Annotated in this window: 13 protein-coding genes and 5 pseudogenes; 12 read left to right on the top strand and 6 right to left on the bottom strand. The window is 40.6% G+C overall.

The genetic code is table 11. The annotated features are described in order from the left end of the window. Both C825_RS00215 and ribF read right to left on the bottom strand, forming a co-directional pair. Window positions 1–451 (bottom strand): annotated as a pseudogene (locus C825_RS00215) (M20/M25/M40 family metallo-hydrolase); the annotation flags it as partial. Window positions 452–487: 36 nt separating this feature from the next. After that, window positions 488–1,444 (bottom strand): annotated as a pseudogene (ribF, locus tag C825_RS00210) (riboflavin biosynthesis protein RibF). A gap of 103 nt (window positions 1,445–1,547) precedes the next feature. Here ribF and C825_RS00205 point away from each other — a divergent pair. From C825_RS00205 to C825_RS27590, 7 genes are all read left to right on the top strand, one after another. After that, the gene (locus tag C825_RS00205; protein ID WP_250690536.1) at window positions 1,548–1,784 is read left to right on the top strand and encodes a hypothetical protein; all 237 of its coding nucleotides are present in this window, start codon (window positions 1,548–1,550) and stop codon (window positions 1,782–1,784) included. A 15-nt stretch (window positions 1,785–1,799) separates the two neighbouring features. Next, window positions 1,800–3,029, top strand: a complete 1,230-nt coding sequence (locus C825_RS00200; RefSeq protein WP_250690535.1) for a hypothetical protein — start codon at window positions 1,800–1,802, stop codon at window positions 3,027–3,029. A gap of 11 nt (window positions 3,030–3,040) precedes the next feature. Beyond that, on the top strand, window positions 3,041–3,388 hold the full coding sequence (locus tag C825_RS00195) for a hypothetical protein (protein ID WP_250690534.1): 348 nt from the start codon (window positions 3,041–3,043) through the stop codon (window positions 3,386–3,388). Between the two features lie 101 nt (window positions 3,389–3,489). After that, window positions 3,490–3,717, top strand: a complete 228-nt coding sequence (locus tag C825_RS00190; protein ID WP_250690533.1) for a hypothetical protein — start codon at window positions 3,490–3,492, stop codon at window positions 3,715–3,717. A gap of 335 nt (window positions 3,718–4,052) precedes the next feature. Further along, window positions 4,053–4,226 carry a hypothetical protein gene (locus C825_RS00185; protein ID WP_250690532.1) on the top strand — a complete coding sequence of 58 codons (174 nt, stop codon included), beginning with the start codon at window positions 4,053–4,055 and terminating at the stop codon, window positions 4,224–4,226. A gap of 18 nt (window positions 4,227–4,244) precedes the next feature. Further along, entirely contained in the window at window positions 4,245–4,490 is a 246-nt protein-coding gene (locus C825_RS00180) for a hypothetical protein (RefSeq protein WP_250690531.1), read from the top strand. Window positions 4,491–4,539: 49 nt separating this feature from the next. Beyond that, window positions 4,540–4,668 carry a hypothetical protein gene (locus C825_RS27590; RefSeq protein WP_284694807.1) on the top strand — a complete coding sequence of 43 codons (129 nt, stop codon included), beginning with the start codon at window positions 4,540–4,542 and terminating at the stop codon, window positions 4,666–4,668. Window positions 4,669–4,813: 145 nt separating this feature from the next. On the opposite strand, the gene C825_RS00175 is transcribed toward C825_RS27590, so the two are convergent. From C825_RS00175 to C825_RS00165, 3 genes are all read right to left on the bottom strand, one after another. Beyond that, window positions 4,814–5,224: a hypothetical protein gene (locus tag C825_RS00175; protein WP_250690530.1), complete on the bottom strand. Its 411-nt coding sequence runs from the start codon at window positions 5,222–5,224 to the stop codon at window positions 4,814–4,816. A 1,102-nt stretch (window positions 5,225–6,326) separates the two neighbouring features. Then, window positions 6,327–7,502, bottom strand: a complete 1,176-nt coding sequence (locus C825_RS00170; RefSeq protein WP_250690529.1) for a TlpA family protein disulfide reductase — start codon at window positions 7,500–7,502, stop codon at window positions 6,327–6,329. Continuing rightward, window positions 7,502–8,134: a hypothetical protein gene (locus C825_RS00165; protein ID WP_250690528.1), complete on the bottom strand. Its 633-nt coding sequence runs from the start codon at window positions 8,132–8,134 to the stop codon at window positions 7,502–7,504. Before C825_RS00165 ends, C825_RS00170 begins: the two co-directional genes overlap by 1 nt. Window positions 8,135–8,642: 508 nt before the next feature. Between C825_RS00165 and C825_RS00160 the strand changes: the two genes are divergently transcribed. From C825_RS00160 to C825_RS00145, 4 genes and pseudogenes are all read left to right on the top strand, one after another. Then, window positions 8,643–9,188, top strand: coding sequence for an RNA polymerase sigma-70 factor (locus tag C825_RS00160; protein WP_009860118.1), 546 nt, complete (start codon window positions 8,643–8,645; stop codon window positions 9,186–9,188). Window positions 9,189–9,308: 120 nt separating this feature from the next. After that, entirely contained in the window at window positions 9,309–10,289 is a 981-nt protein-coding gene (locus tag C825_RS00155) for a FecR family protein (RefSeq protein ID WP_010800946.1), read from the top strand. 166 nt (window positions 10,290–10,455) lie between these two features. Further along, window positions 10,456–13,936 (top strand): annotated as a pseudogene (locus C825_RS00150) (TonB-dependent receptor). Window positions 13,937–14,188: 252 nt separating this feature from the next. Further along, the gene (locus C825_RS00145) at window positions 14,189–14,713 is read left to right on the top strand and encodes a RagB/SusD family nutrient uptake outer membrane protein (RefSeq protein WP_250690527.1); all 525 of its coding nucleotides are present in this window, start codon (window positions 14,189–14,191) and stop codon (window positions 14,711–14,713) included. Here the strand turns inward: C825_RS00145 and C825_RS00140 are convergent. Then, window positions 14,691–16,339 (bottom strand): annotated as a pseudogene (locus C825_RS00140) (IS1182 family transposase). The gene C825_RS00145 and the pseudogene C825_RS00140 overlap by 23 nt on opposite strands. Window positions 16,340–16,456: 117 nt before the next feature. Between C825_RS00140 and C825_RS00135 the strand changes: the two are divergent. Further along, window positions 16,457–16,752, top strand: a pseudogene (locus tag C825_RS00135) (RagB/SusD family nutrient uptake outer membrane protein); the annotation flags it as partial.

Genomic DNA, 16,752 nt, shown 5'->3' with positions numbered 1-16,752 from the left:
AGCGATGGGCGGGAGGTCTGCCAGTGTACTTTCCAATCCGTTCTTTCCTGATACTTCTTCCTCGCAGGATGCCAGGAAAATCAGATTATAAGCCTGTTCTTTACCGGTCAGTAGTGTGAAAGCCGAATACAGGGAAACAACGCTTGCTCCGGCGTCATTGCTGCCCAGGCGTATAACTTTTCATCTTCGCTCTCTCGGGATTGAAAGGGTCTTTCGTCCAGCCGGAGGCCGGTTTTACGGTGTCGATATGTGAGTTCAGCAACAGTGTTGGTTTATTCAGGTCGAAACCGGGAGAAACGATCCATAGATTATTCCCTTTACGGTGTACCGTATGTCCTGCAGCTTGCCATGTCTGTTGTAAAAAGTCGGCTACAGCCGCTTCATCCCGGCTGAAAGAGGGACGGCTGATCATCCCTTTCAAAGTATCTATTGCTTCGTAGTAAAGTTCCATCTATTCAGATTATTGAATTTTGTTACCGGTTGTATCTCAATTCCCCTCTTGAGAGGGGGCAGGGGGTGTGTTACATTCCGTCAATAGCCTGTCCACCGTCTCCCTGTCATGTCCGAGTTGTTCTATCAGTTCTTCCAGGGAATTAAATTTGACATCCCCCTACATAATATATAAACGCAACAGTTATTTCATTATTATATATCTCCGGAGAAGTCCAGTATATTCACTTCCAGTGTAATATTGTCGCCATTCTGAAGTGTAGGACGGTCGCCGATGTAGAGCATTCCTTTATATTTCTCTTCTTTCAGATAGACCCAGACTGCATAAACCCCGATCCCCGGTACAATTTTAAAAGGTTCGTCCACCTGTATATTGGCTGTTGGAAATCCCAGTTTGCGGCCGACTTTATAACCGTTTACAATCGTTCCCGTAGCTGATAAGGGTAGGTGAGTAACCGGGCGGCATCTTCCACATCACCGTCTGTCAATAATTTCCTGATCTCGGAAGAACTTACTGCCGTACGTCCTTCGTCGTAAGGCGATGCTTTGATAACTTCCATCCCGCAGGCTCCGCATAAACAACATATTGCTCAAAACCGTCTTTCCGGTCATGGCCGAAACGATGGTCGTAACCGATCAGTAAAGCGGCTACATGTAATTTTTCCGCCAGTATGGAACTGATAAATTCCTGTGCTGTCAGGCGGGATAGCTCCACCGTGAAGTCGAGAACGATGCAGTAATCTATGCCGGTAGTAGCCAGTTGTTCCAGTTTTTCCTCAAATGAATTAAGTAATTTGGGCTGATAATCCGAATGCAATACGGCACGCGGATGCTCCGGAAAGGTAATAACGGCCGAAGGCAGGCCTTTCGTCTTCGCGACTTCCTTCAGTTCATTGATCAGGAACCGATGTCCCAGATGAACTCCGTCGAAGAAACCGATGGTAGCAACCAGTCTTTTCCCTTTTAATAAATCCGTATCTCTGATAATGATCATTTTCTTTCTATTCATTCAATGAAAAGGCAAAAGTACATAAAACCAATGGAAATTAGTCGTACATTTGACCTGATTTATTAACAGACATCTCTGAGTATTAGTTATGAAAAAAGTCTTTTATCTTCTGATTTGCCAGCTTTTATCCGTCTCCTATCTCTTTGCCGATGGTGTGCAGACTGAGAACAGAACGGTGATTTTCACACCTTCCGGTGGTGAAAAGGTTCATTTGTTAACTCCCGGAAGCAGTGTTTCCGAAACAGTTTCGTTTAAACAGGAAGCCTATCCTGTACGTAGACTCCTTCGTGTTTGTCGGCGGAGTAAAAATGCCGGCTCCTTTTGAAAAAGGGGAGAGGAAATGTTCAGGCGGTCGGAATTTTATATCGACGACAATCTGGATTCCGTCCATGTGAAGAAAGATAAGTATTCCTTGTATTTTAAAGGAGAAGATAATAACTTCGAGCGGCATGCCTATTACCGTATTTCGGGTGACTTGCTGAAACCCGGTGAACTGACGGTGACCTTGCCGGTTGTGAAACGTCAGGACATGTCCGTTTCTGCGGGTGGTGACTTTGGCGTACAGATAGAATTGTTTTATAAAAAGCCCGGACGCTATAAAGACGATATTTACGACTGCCCGGATTCGTTGCTTTATTTCCCGGTACCCGCAGGCTCCGGCAAATATCAACAAGTAACGCAAACATTCGTGCTTCCTGATAACGTCGCATGTGCCTTTTTACGTATCGGGGGAACTCATTTCAGTGGCGAGTGCTGGGTGGAGGCACCCAGATTGGTGCAGAACAAGAAACAGGTCTGCTCCATACCTTTTGCTAAGTTTGCCGATAAGACAGACGATTATAACTACTGGACCGGTTGTAACCTTTCTACCCGCAGCTGGCCGCGTTGGAAACTGGATTTCAACGGTACGACTGTTTACGAAGGAAATATTTTCGACAGAGCTTCTGATATAGCGGACTTTTATATCCTTCTGCCTGCATCCGTGCAGGGTAACGGCGATTTGAAACTGACTTTGCTCAAAGAGGATAACCGTGCAGCGTATTCTTATGAACTCCGTTCGCTGGAGATTATCGAAGAGAGTGCCCGTGATTTTGAAATTGTTTCCGTGCCTGAATATGTTTCTGCCGGAGCGGCTTTCGGTGTACTGGTAGAAACGAATAAGCCGGATGTCCGTTTGAAGGTACAGGCTCCGTCTTCTGTTATCCCGGCGTCTCAGGAAGTGGTATTAAAAGAAACAGGTTTGCACGTGATTGAGTTTCGTGCCGGCAATTATGCTTCCGCCGTTCCGATGATTTTTGATGACGGAAGCCGTAAAGCGGAAGTAACAATTCGTCAGATAATAGAAAAGGAACCGGATGAGGTTTACATTTCTTCCGGGGATGAGATTTATATAGATAAGGAATATGCGCCTTATGATTATTTCTTTAAATGGTATATCTCCCAGCGGTCGGAAACTGGTATCAGTTCCGTCCTTCCTATCAGTGGAGCGGTTCCGCGTGCCCGTCCCGAAGTTATCCGTCATTATACCGGTTTGCTGAATAAGCCCGGGTTCCTTATGCCTGGCAGGTAGAAGGCCGTACATTGGCCGGTAAACGTATCAAATCCGGATTTGAAACATTGGCTTCCCCGATGTTCCGCGGAAAGCAGGCGCACGAAAATGACGGCGGTTATTATTACTGGCAAACATTTCTGTATCAAGGAGTCTTCTCGGATATGGCTGCCCGCAACCGTCCTTACGGCGGTATTTTTGCTAAACATCGCCCGATTTATACTGACCACGGAACCTTTATCCATTATGACCCGTATGGTGTCAAGGATATGGCCGACGGTGCCCGCAAGCTGGTTGAGAATTTCCGTTATTCAAAAGGAGAGAGCAGCCGCCATATCAGGTCCTTCCACGTTGTTCCGTATTGTATCAGCTGGCTATAACTGGTGGGAGCCGAGCAGATGTACGGCCCTGAAAAATTATCCTGTCTTCATTGCGCGGTGCTTCACGTGCTATAGCAAGCGGATTACGGAACGTGCATGCTATGCAATGGGGTTCAGGACCTTTTACCGACCCGAAACATCTTACGTTTGTATATGTCGCTTGCCGTAGCCTATATGCATGGTTCTTCCATATGAATACGGAAGAAGCCTTGTGGTTGGACGAATATGCCAACGACCGTTATCCCAATCAGGCAAAGAGCATTTATATGCACAGCATCGTGTGCTGGATTCATAGAAACACATACCCGTCGCGGCGAATTGAAAAGTAACGTCGCTTATCCAGGAAGGAATGATGCCTGGAAATCGTTCGGTCGCGGCAGCTTATGGTCACAGAAGGGCGACAAATGGCAATTAATAAGGCTACGGAAAGTTTGACCTCCCTGAAATCTTCTATCCCAATAATATCGTGGATGGTTGCGGCCTAACGGTTGTTCACCTCTACGCCTACGGGACTATCGACATTCTGCCTATCGAGGCTCCGCAAGATTGATGAATAAATATAAGGCAATGGTATTCCTTGGCTGGAACAGTTTCGATGAAAGCGATTTCCTCCGCATCCGCAACTATGTATTGACGGCGGAACGCTTGTCCTGACGGCGCCCATTTGAATGCCGAACTTCAACCCGACCAACCGGCAAAGTTCCCGACTAACGATGCGGTTATCCGTGAAATGTTGGGCGATAATTACAAGTCTTTGAATGGAAAGACCGTTATCCCGTTCGATCAGGAAAGATCATCTACTTTCCGCAAGCTGCTTATCCGGCAGAATCGTCTTTGAGAACCAGTATGAAGAACAATGCGTGAGTTAGCTACGGAAACCGTGAACAAGGAACTTCCCTCCGGTTGGATCGAATCTGCTCCGTCTGTAGGTTTCACTGTTTGGGATAACAAAGACCACCGCACGATTTATTTGCTGAACACCGACTGGCAAAGTGCTGAACAGCAACATACGGCAACCTTCGTCTATAACGGAAAGAAATTCCCTGTTGATGTCAGACGTATCATATCGAAACTGTTCATTGCGTTAACGGTTAGCGATTAATCCCGGTAGTAATAGACGGATATTTAAGCATAAATAAAGAAGGTAACAGTTGGAAAGTAACCGTAAGAATACGGAGAAAGATACAATCCGTTGTTTTAATGCAGAAACAGGAACGACAACCACTGTTGTGCTGGATAGCCCTTCTGTTCATGTGATTACGTTGGGTATTGAAAAATAAGGTATCTCTGTCAAGTTGATTTAAAATAGAATATCCTCCGATGAAACCGGAAAGAAACCGATCTCGGAGGATATTTATACCTGAGCATTTGTAGAACAAGTTCACTCAAGCCTCTGTTAAATAAACGCAGACTTAGTTATTCTTCTTATCTTTCTATTTTCCTCAAAAGATATTCCACATTAATAAAATGCCGGGTGTATTCCGCATGCATCCTTCTTACAACCGAACTGGCTGCTGCCATCTGAGCAAGGAACTGTAAATGTTTTCCCAAAGAAACATTCACTTCCATCCGTTCTTTCTTTTGTATGGTATCCTGTACGGAATAGGCACCACAAGCCATTTGTATTTCGGCATCCTCATCCCAGGCATGCTGTGTATACTTGCAAAGTATCCGAGATTTTCTTAAATCTTTACGAAGGATACTTAGCACTTCAAAATCATTGCGATTGGCAGAACAGGCATTCGGATTAACCAGACGGGCAAATTTAAGGTAAATTCTTTCAATTCTTCTTCGGAAAAAGGAGATGGGTTGCCACTTGTTTTTTGCATCTCTCACTTTGTTGGACAGTTAACAATTCTGTTTCCATACATATTAATATTAGATGTGAAGGCGAAGATTTTCTAAATATAAGAGCGTTCCGCCTGTCCCGTTGCATTTCCTACCTCAGGCAGAGTAGATGCATTAACATTCTACACGGGGGTACGGAACCGCCATATAGAATGCTCGTGAGCGGACATAAAAATGCCCGCCACGGAAATTGGCAGGTTTCCCGCCTGAGATATAGGAAATGCATCACAAATGTACGATAATAATTAAAGGATGCAATAAAATACACTTCAAAATTTGTAGATGAATTGATACTGGTAGTAGAGATACTTATAGCAGTTAGAGCTTTTAGGATAAGTCTCGATGCAAATAATTTCAATTCTGATAAAATATGAACAACTTTCTCTGATAGTCCTAAATTGACAAATGCTATATAAGGTACCTTCTGAATAAGCTGTATGGGTGGTATTTTGTACAGTTAGCTTTTATGCGACTGTGGGGAAGGATGGAATGTGCAAAAAGTCGGAATAATGGTGTGATATGCGTTATAATAATATCGTATTACATATGGCGGATGCTATCTGCTGTATTGATGGTGATTTTGCAAAATAAAAGATATTGGAAAAGTATCTGTGATATCCTTGTTTCAGAAATAAAACATGCTCTTTAGCATGAAAATATCCCCTCGAAAATTCGAAAAATGAGTTTTTTCTTGTTTTATTAACGTTTTTTAGCTTATGTCGAGTAAATTTTCAACCATAATAAAAATATACTTCATTTAAAACGAATATAAATTCCGTTTTAAATGAAGTATATTTTGCTTGAAGAACAGATAAAGCCGGATGCTTTGTTAATAAATGTATATAAAATTATCCTAGATAGGCAATATGGATGAATATACTGGTTGTTTAAATAAGTATTTTGCTATCATAAAGACATCTAATCGTTTGATTTGATAGAATAATGATATATTGATAATCAATTGAAAGTCGACATAACTGTTATTTGTGAGTCAACTGTCAACTTCAGAAATGTTTCATTTCTGATAAAAATAACCCTGATAAACCCTTTTAACGGGTATATTCAAAGAGGATGAACTCTTTGGGACAGTTTACTTTTTATCCGGGAATAACTTTTGTATTTCATACTCTGCGTTGTGTCCGGGGAAATTATCGTCGACCACATTCCCATCCCGATCCAGCATGACATAACGAGGTATGCCATTGAATTTGAATAGTTGACGCAGATAGTTGTATTCATCTTCCGGCAAACGGAACAGGTTGTCACCCATATCATTTTCCGAAATAAATTTATTGTAAGACTCTTCCGGAGAACCGCCTGTATCTGTAATATAGACAAAGGCGAGGTCCGGACTGTCTTTATATTTGTCTCTTAGCGGCTGCATATGTTTAATGCCGTAAATACAAGGTCCGCAGGTAGTAGCCCAAAAGTCGACTAAAACGAATTTTCCTTTGTGCGGGTCTGTCATTTTACAGAAAATATCCGTGGCCTTCCCTTCCGGAAGTTTATAGGCTTGTTTTTCTCCTTCCGGAAATTTCTTGGCATACATACGCATCGTTTCTTCTTTCAGGAAAGGCTCTGAGATACTGTTGTTTATTTCTTCAGCCAGCAAATGTCCTTCTTTGGGTGTAAGCATCTCTAGTGCATAATTCAGCGAACGGGTTTTTGCAATCTCAAACAGCAGACCGGGCGTGACTTGCAATTCATTCCGTAAGACAGAATCTTTGCGTAACCATCCCTTGCTAAACATTTCAAGCTTATTCTCGGGGGTGAATGTCATATCTGCGTTGTTGAAAGGTCCCATATATTCATAACGGTTGATGAAAGAACTGAACATATTCGAGACAAGTAAACTTTTGTCGTTACTATTTATCTTCGGAAGGAAGTTATAATAATCATCCGGAATCGGTTGTTTCAGGATTTCATTGGTAGAGTCCTGAGAGGCGTAATACCTTCGTGTCATAACATAATCAAACAAAGCTCCGTAAAATGATAGAAGTATTTTATTTTTCAGTAATTGCTGGCCTTTGATTGAAACAGTATTTTGTTTCAGCTTTTCTGCCAGTGAGTTATCAGCCTCTTTCAAAGCGTTCAATTGCTGTTGTTTAAATTCCGCCGGGGCAAGAGTTTTTAGTTGCTTTTCGAAATTCCGATAATTGAAAGTATTCACTTTAAACTTGTTAAGTTCTTTGTTTATTCCGGCTGAGGCTCCTTTGAAATCTATGTTTTTAAACTCATACCGGCGATCGCGATATCGGTCTGCCATCAGGAAGTCTTCCAGTCGAGAGAAATAAATAAGGTTTCTCCCGGTTCGATATAAAATGGAATGGAAGTCCTTTTGAAAGAGATATAACCTTCCCAGGGATGATTTAAAAGAAAGTCAGCCTCGAAACGTCCGTCAGGATGGATTTGTATGACAGTCGGATAGTCTTCGCGGGTTAGTTCGTTACCAGTATAAATCATGCCGGTACTGAAGCCGGCTCTGGGATCGTATCCTTTTAGAAAACCGCGTAAATGGGCTGTGTCTTTCCGGAAGAAGTCGGTTCCGTAACCGGTCGACGGATCAGCTTCTGCTGCCAGCTGCTTTTCCATATCTTCCCATGTCCCGTATATGCTTTCTTCCACCGGTTTCTTCTTCTGATCTTTTGTTTTTTTCAGTGAGATTCCGAAGATTGAACCTTCTCCCGTATCTGATTCGATATAATCGAATTTCTTCATTTTTTTATCGAAAGGAGGAAAGATCAGGACAAATGTGGAGTCGCCGGAATCAGGCATAAATGTTTTTTTACCGAACTCGGTTCCTTCGATTCCGGTCGGAAAATATTTCTTTCCGGTATCCGCATCTTTGATGTAAGTAGTACTGTCGAAAGAAATCCACCAGTGGGAATAAATTCGCAATGTACTTGTACCCGTGTGTTTTCTTTGTTTCGCTCTATCTGAGTGATTGTATTGATACCTGTGCTTTTAAATTCATAAGCAGGGTTTTCAATGACGCGTTGGGCGAATGCTGTATGGCTGAGACCCAGAAGTAAGAATAGGATGACTGTTTGTTTTTTCATATCGGAATGTTTTAAATGTTATCCTTTCGTTAATTTATAAGGCTAAAGATAGGTTTTAGTAGTTATAAACAGCTTGTTTGGGTATGGTATTATTCTGTTTTTATCCTATTTTATTGTTTACTATGGGGGCTTTAACAGATATTTTATCTTTTAGTTGCTTGCTGCCTTTGAATTTTAATTCCTGTAGTTGAATATTTTGATGGATGGTTGCTATTGCCCCGATTAGTGTACAGATTGGAGGATTCAATAATTTTTTCGGCAGATGTATATAGGTGTTTTATAAAGGGTATAGCGTTAAAATAGAGTTGGGACAGGGCGTTTTCCGAGATTTTTAATAAGTTTGCAAAATGGAAGTAAAAGATCAGACGACAAATTGTTATCAGCGCATATATATGGAATATGCGCCTATGTTGCTTCGTTTTGCGGGCAAGTTTGTCTCCGGATTCTTTGCAGAGGATATTGTGCATGATGTTTTCCTGAAATTATGGGATAAGCAGGTTTTCCTTCTTCCTGATGACGATTTGAAAAGGATTCTTTTTGTAGCTGTGCGTAATGCCTGCATCGACCATCTGCGTCGTTCTAACATGGAGCAGGAGATACTTGACCACCGTGCTGTACAGCTAAAATTGGAAGAACTGGATTATTTCGAATCGTCCGACGAACTTTTCATGCGGAAAGATTTGTTAGAGCTTCTAATGAAGAAAGTGGCGGAATTACCAGAACGAAGCCAGGAAATATTCCGTCTCTCTTATCTGAAAGGAATGAAAGCTGCTGAGATCGCTGAACAACTGGGTTTATCTGTCCGTACGGTAGAGAACCAATTGTATCGTTCCTTGCTTTACCTCCGTAAGCACTGTTCTCATTTATTCTTTTATCTTTTTACCTTGATTTAAAAGGGGGCATTTTTTTATTTTAAAAAAAGTTTGTTTTCGTGTGAGTACTTTTCATGTCCCATTCGTTATAAGTTCATAAAGGACTAAGTCACTAAAGACGACGAATTACAGGGGAATAGTATGGAACATGATTATACAGAGTTAGTTATAGGTTACTTGCAAGGTAATCTTTCCAAAGAAGAAACAGACCTTTTTTACGATTGGGTGAATGAGAGTGCCTCCAACAAAGAGACATTCTTTGAAATCAAAGCAATGTATGATGCCGGTCTGTTTTTAGGAAAACCGCTGGATACGGCTTCCAGCTGGCAGCGTTTGCTTAATAAAAAGAAAAATTCACAAACTCGCCGGTTCAATCTTTGGTACCAAATAAGTAGCTATGCAGCGGTGGCCCTGATAGCTGTGGCGATTAGTTCTGTTTTCTTTTTATTTATCCGTGATGACGACAAGACTTTATATTCTAAGTATATAGGAGGTGACGGCCTGGAGGCAGATGTAATAGAGTTACCAGATGGTACACATGTTAGTCTTGGCTCAAAAACGACTTTCCATTATGATAAGAATTTTGGAAAAGATAAACGTATTGTATATCTGGAAGGTGAGGCATATTTTGAAGTCGCCAAACAAAAGAATAAACCTTTTATTGTAAAGACAAAAGAACAGGATATCGAAGCCCTTGGAACCAAGTTCAATGTAATGGCTTATCCAATGGATTCTATGACAATCACTACGTTGCTGGAAGGATCAGTTCGTCTGACAACAATGCATATTGCTAAACAAACGATATTGGAATCCAACCAGCAGTTTGTATATAACCGGAATACAGAATCTGCTATCCTTCGAAAAGTGGATGCCCGGCAATTTGTATCGTGGACTTCCGGTTATTATTATTTTCATGAACAAAGTCTAAAAGCAATTTTAGATCGTCTTAGTCACGTTTATGGTGTAGAGTTTGCTGTAAGTTCTAAGACATTGAATAAGCGTACTTTCACCGGAACTTTCTATCGGGGACAGAGTATTAAAGATATTATGGAAATAATAAATTTATCTATTCCGGTCAAATATAAGATTGACGACCATCATGTGACGATTTCGGAAAGATAAGTTATAAGAGTAGTTAACTTTTAAATTCAATAGTATGAGTGGATAACGTAAGTAATTAAAAAAGAAGGGAAAAAATATCTTGCCGGATATTCTTTTCTAAAGTATGTGATTCAATTAAACTTCCATTGCCGTGGAAAATGTGTTTAATCTTAAAACAATCAAAAGTATGAATTATCAACGTATAGTTGTTTCTGTAAACCTGAAAAGAACTATTAAAATTATGAAGCTAACCGTGTTAATGCTTATTGTTTGTCTATCACAAATGGTAGCAGCAACTTATGCACAAACCACCAAATTGAGTCTTTCTATTAAAAATGAGACACTGGAATATGTACTGAAACAAATAGAAAAACAGTCTGAATTCCTGTTTTTCTATAATCTGGAAGAGATAAACAAAAATGAGAAAATCTCTATTACAAAGAAAAATGCAAATATCCAGGATGTTCTGGATGCTATCGCCACTAAAACAGGTTTGAAATATACCATTAAAGATCGCCATATAGTATTAACGACAGAAATATCATCACCTGTAACAGGCATAATACAACAAAACCGCAAAATAACCGGTACAGTGAATGATACTTTTGGACCGATTGCAGGAGCAAACATTATCCAAAAAGGGACAACCAACGGAACAACTACCGATGTAAACGGTAATTATTCGATCGAGGTTCCGGAAAATGCCGTATTGCAAATATCTTTTATAGGATATATCCAACAAGATATAGCAGTAAAGGGTAAAAGTATAATTGATGTATTATTGAAAGAAGATACACAAGCACTGGAGGAGGTTGTTGTCGTCGGTTATGGCACGATGAAGAAAAAAGACCTGACAGGTGCTGTTGCTTCTGTCAAAATGGATGACGCACCGGTGGGAACTGTTTCGACTATCAGCCATGCCCTGGCCGGAAAAGCTGCCGGTTTGCAGGTGAGCGCTGTAAGTGCACAACCTGGTGGAGGTACAAATTTCCGTATTCGCGGTGCTGCCTCTGTTAATGCAAGTAATGATCCGTTGATTATTATCGATGGTTTTCCCATAAGTACTCCTAATGAGGATAAAATCAAACAGGAAAATATTCAAGCGGAACAACCGATAATATCCTGGCTTCTATAAATCCGAATGATATCGAGTCTATCGAAGTATTGAAGGATGCAAGCTCTACCGCTATTTATGGTGCACGTGCAGGTAACGGTGTAATCATTATAACTACTAAAAAAGGTAAGACCGGTGCTCCCACTGTTACATATTCAGGAACAGCCAGTGTTCAAACCCTCGCTAATTCTTACGATATGCTGGATGCAAAAGATTTTATGATCCAGTCTAATCGCTATCAATACGAACAATGGATGAAGGATAATAAAATAGGTATTTATGGAGGAAAAAATGAATCGGAAGCCTCTTCTACTTATACCCCACGTTATACAGATGCTCAGATTAGTAATCCAACAATGATACAAATTGGTTTGATGAAATTACCCGTACAGGTTTTCAGACCCAACATAATATTTCAATTAATGGTGGAACTGATATGACAAAGTATTTAATATCCGGTAACTTCTTCAAGCAAAACGGAGTAGTGAAGAATAATGATATGGAACGTTATACAGGTCGCATGAATCTGGAACAGGTAATCAGCAAATATGTAAAAGTCGGTGTAAATCTGACATTGTCAAGAAATCAGATGAACAATGTCCCATTAGGTTCCGGACAAAATGAAATGCCAGTATCATGGTGGCTGCAGCTCAGTTTAATCCAATTCTAGGCATTAGAGATGAAAACGGCGAATATATTTTAAATGACGAAGCTGCATTTTTACCGAATCCGGTTTCATTACTTGACATAACAGACAAAACGACCAAGGAAGATTACTGGCTACTTCTTTTATAGAAGTAAAGCCTATCAAAGATTTGACTTTAAAAGCGAATCTTGGCATTGATCGTAATTATCAGAAACACAAGGTGTATTTGCCTAAAACAACTCTTTATGGAGCTAAAAAAGACGGGCAAGCAGATATTGCCCAGTATGATAAATCAGATTATCTGTTAGAATTAACTGCCAACTATGCAAAACAATTTGGTAATCACAATTTGAATGCACTAGTCGGTTATTCTTTTCAGCGTTTCACTGATGAATCTTTATCAGCAGGAAACAGTCAGTTTCTTATTGACGGTTTCTTATACAATAATCTGGGAGCAGGAGCTTATCCGAAGCCTAGTGTTGGTTCTTCTGCATCCAAAGATGAAATGGCGTCTTTCTTCGGTCGCGTAAATTATTCTTTCAAAGATCGTTACTTACTGACAGCCACATTACGTGCCGATGGGCTTCCAACTTTGCCCAAAATAACCGTTGGGGTTATTTCCATCTGTTGCTTTAGGTTGGAGATTTACTGAAGAAGAATTTATGCGTCCGTTAACAAACGTACTATCGAATGGTAAATTACGTCTGAGCTATGGTCAGACCGGTAATTCCAATATTGGTAATAAGGCGATTTCCTATTACAAAACCGGCAATAATAATGAATTTGGAGGAACTGAGTCAGTCGGTGTTTATCTGGACCAAATGGGTAATCCTGACCTGAAATGGGAAACTACTACTGAATGGAATGTCGGTTTGGATTTAGGTTTCTTCAATAACCGTTTGAATGTAACGGCTGAATACTATCATAAAGTCGTATCAGATCTGCTGAGCGAACGCACATTATTATCTTATAATGAAGTAAGCAAAATTGCCGCTAATATAGGTGAAACGCAAAGTCAAGGATTTGAATTGACAATTAATACCAAGAATATTGATACAAAAGATTTTAGTTGGAATTCGGATTTTACATTCTCTTTTTATCGTGATAAATGGAAAACTCGTGATGCGTCATGGAAACCGGCAGCTTATTCACTGTACGATGCACCGATCCGTTACTATTTCGGATACATGTCCGATGGCTTAATCCAGGAAGGAGAAACTGTAGACTGGATGGCAGGCTCAGTACCTGGTCAGGTAAAGATCAAGGATTTGGATGGTTATGTATATAATGAAGACGGTACACTAAAAGTTGATAAATACGGTATTCCGGTAAAAAGTGGTAAACCTGATGGGAAGATTGATGAAGCAGATATGGTTATTTATGGTAGTAAAGATCCTGGATATATGATAGGATTCAACAATACGTTACGTTATAAGAATTTTGATTTCAATATCTATTTCTACGGACAGTTTGCCCTATGGAATATAGGTTCTTATAAAGACTTGTGGTTAACCGGAGCTGATGGTATGACAGGTATTGTAAATATGTACCGGGGGTACAATATGCCTGTTTCATCTAAAGATGTATGGTCTCACGATAATACTTCGGCAACTCGTCCGGGATACTTTCAGGATAAGAGTCCGGTTTCTGCAGGAAGCACAAGTACGGGTAAGATTGGTGACTACTATCTTGAAAAAAGTTGGTTCATCCGTTGCCGTAACATTACTTTAGGATATACGATACCGATGAAACAGTCAAGAAAGTTTTATCTAATATCCGTGTGTATGCAGATATCAATAATCCGTTCACAATTACTCCTACAAAGGGCTTGACCTGGAAACAGACAATTCCGTATGGGCTTATCCGAACGTTAGGAGTTTCAGCCTTGGATTAGATATAACATTTTAATTAAAATCTAAATTGAGTATAATATGAACAAGTTACTATATATATTATCCTTGTCGTTGACAACAACCGCATTTTTACCCTCTTGTACAAATCTGGAATCAGAAATGTATGATGTGATTAATCCGAATATCTTCCCGTTAACGAAAATGATGCCAATGCATTAGTTACAGCTGCCGCTTACGCCCCTTTCGTTCAAGTTGGTATAGCGGTCTTTTCACAGCAGCTAACGGTGGCATTCATGTTATTGGAGAAATGACGACTGATATAGGTTATTGTCAGTGGAATGATGTTTACTGGCCTGATTTATTGGAAGTAAATTTTACTCCATCATCCGACTGCCCAACAAAAATCTATAAAGATTATATCAACTATATTGGGAAAATGACATTAGCTCTAGATCGTATATCAAATATCGAAATGAAAGATGAAGCTAAAAAACGATTAGAGGCTGAAGTCCTCTGTGGTCGGGGATGGTTAGCTTATATATTATACGATTTTTATGGTCCCATTCAGATACCGACATTGGAACAGTTGAATAATCCGTTAGGGGAAATAATTATATCCCGCGTATCCAAAGAAGATATGGTCGCATTCATTGAGAATGATCTGAAAGCAGCGATAGAGGTGTTACCTGCAACTTACAAATCATCTGATAGCAACTACGGACGTTTTACCAGAGGTCTGGCTTGGGGGTGTGTCAAACTAAGGCACATCTCCTTTTTTATCTTAAAAATAGTCGTTCCTCTTTTTTTGTCTATGCGACTATTTCTTCAGTAATTAGGTAAGGCTTAATATTCCTCGTATGTTGAGCCACACGTGGTCTGATAAAGATAAATATAATGTGTGTACTCCTTCTCTTTCCTGCTTTTAATAGTTTTGTACACATCTTTTTGATATTAAAAGCTATAGCAAAGAAGGCAAAGTCCATTGTAACCTTGTCTTCTCCCACATGCCGGAACCTTTTGTATGCCATGTTGTGTTTCATTTGTCCAAAACTGCTTCCGGTTCTATACATCGCCTTCCCCTATGCCTGAAGCCTTCTTTCGAGAGTAACCTTTCCGTGCAGCCGTTTGTATTGGTTTAATCGGTGGTTGACTTCTATAATACGGTTCCCCGGGCTTTAAAGCAACTACACGTAAAGGACACCCTTCACATCTTTGTGCTTTATACCGGGCACTTTCGGTGATGTATCCGCTAGCTGTTTTGTCACTCCTGGTTCCTATACGGTTCATGTGCTGCCCCATAGGACAAACGTAATAATCCTCTTCCGCATTGTAATGGAGACTCTCGCATGGAATGGATTGGGGGTATAACGGGGACGCTGTTCTTTATGGAAGTAGTTGTACTTGACAAAGGCTTCTATCCCATTATCTTGCATGAATCGGTAATTTTCTTCCGAGCCGTAACCGGAATCTGCCACACCGACAGTCGGTAGCGGTTATAGCGTTGCTCAAAGGAGTGGAAGAAAGGTATGAGGGTCAGTGTATCGGTTGGATTGGGAAACAGTCGGAAGTCTATGAGGAATTGGTTCTGGGTACTATTTGCAGATTATATCCGGGCTTGGTCTGCCCGTTTCTCATGGCGTCTTCTTTCATGCGCATGAAGGTGGCATCAGGATCGGTCTTGGAATAGGAGTTGCGTTCTCCAAGAGTGTCAAGATGGTTGTCGTATTCATCAACTTGTCACGGTGTTCCTCAAGTTCCCGGACTTGTTTCTTCTTTTCCCGGATGACTTTCTTTTGTTCTTGTCCTTTGTTACAGGCTGGTGTTCCAGCACCTCTTTAAGTTCATTCACTATATCTGAGAGCATGGCGGGAGTGAACTCTACGGGTGTGTCTTTGGTGGAGTTCTCTTGGGCTATGGCTTCATCCACCTGCTCCAGGAGAATGCGGATCTTATCCATCAGCTTTGTACGGTTCTTTTCGACTGTCTTGCGCCAGACAAAAGTATATTTGTTGGCTCTGGACTCAATCTTGGTACCGTCGATATACTCTACGTCAAGGCTGATGAAACCTTTGTCGACAAGGACAAGAACCAACTGCGTGAATACATTATTTATCTCTTCTTTTACACGATTACGGAAACGGTTGATGGTAATAAAATCCGGATGTTCATTACCGGAAAGCCAGATATAATGAATGTCACGTAGGAGAAGCTTCTCTATTTTGCGGCACGAATAGATATTGTTCATGTAGGCGTAGATAATCACCTTAAGCATCATTTTAGGATGATAAGGACAACGACCGGTTGCTTTATAAAGCTTCTTGAAATTGTCAAGATTGAGATTATCAACAACTGTATTAACTATGCGAACCGGATCATTCGCTGCTATGTTTTCATCAATTCTTCCGGGAAAAAGAACTGTTTGGTTGGGAATGTAAGGACGAAAATGTAACTTTGCCATAATGAAAAACTTTATGCCTAAAGATACAAAAACTTTGGGTAATAACAAAGCCTGGGCTTGTGAAAGTCTGGGCTTTGTGCATAAAAAAAGGTTGTGCCAGCGTTTTGACACAACCTCATGCATGAAAATAACTGGGCAAAAGCAGAAGAATGCGGACGGGAATTGATGAAACCGAATATGGATATGGACTGATGAATAATTACAAGGATATTTTCACTTTGGAAAATGAAGGAAATATTGAAACGATCTGGGCTGCGATCTGTAGCAGCAGTGTAAATCAGCAACTTTGGCAGGCTCATGTTCTCTCCAGTCAGTATCCGACAAAGAATGAAAGCATCCAGAAATGGGGTGGTTATCGCGTTTTATGGGACTTTTATGAAACATTCGATAAAAACGATAAACGATTAGAAGTG

Source organism: Parabacteroides sp. ASF519 (genome assembly GCF_000364265.2).
Taxonomy (GTDB): Bacteria; Bacteroidota; Bacteroidia; order Bacteroidales; family Tannerellaceae; genus Parabacteroides; species Parabacteroides goldsteinii.
This window is presented reverse-complemented; position numbering and strand designations above follow the sequence as displayed.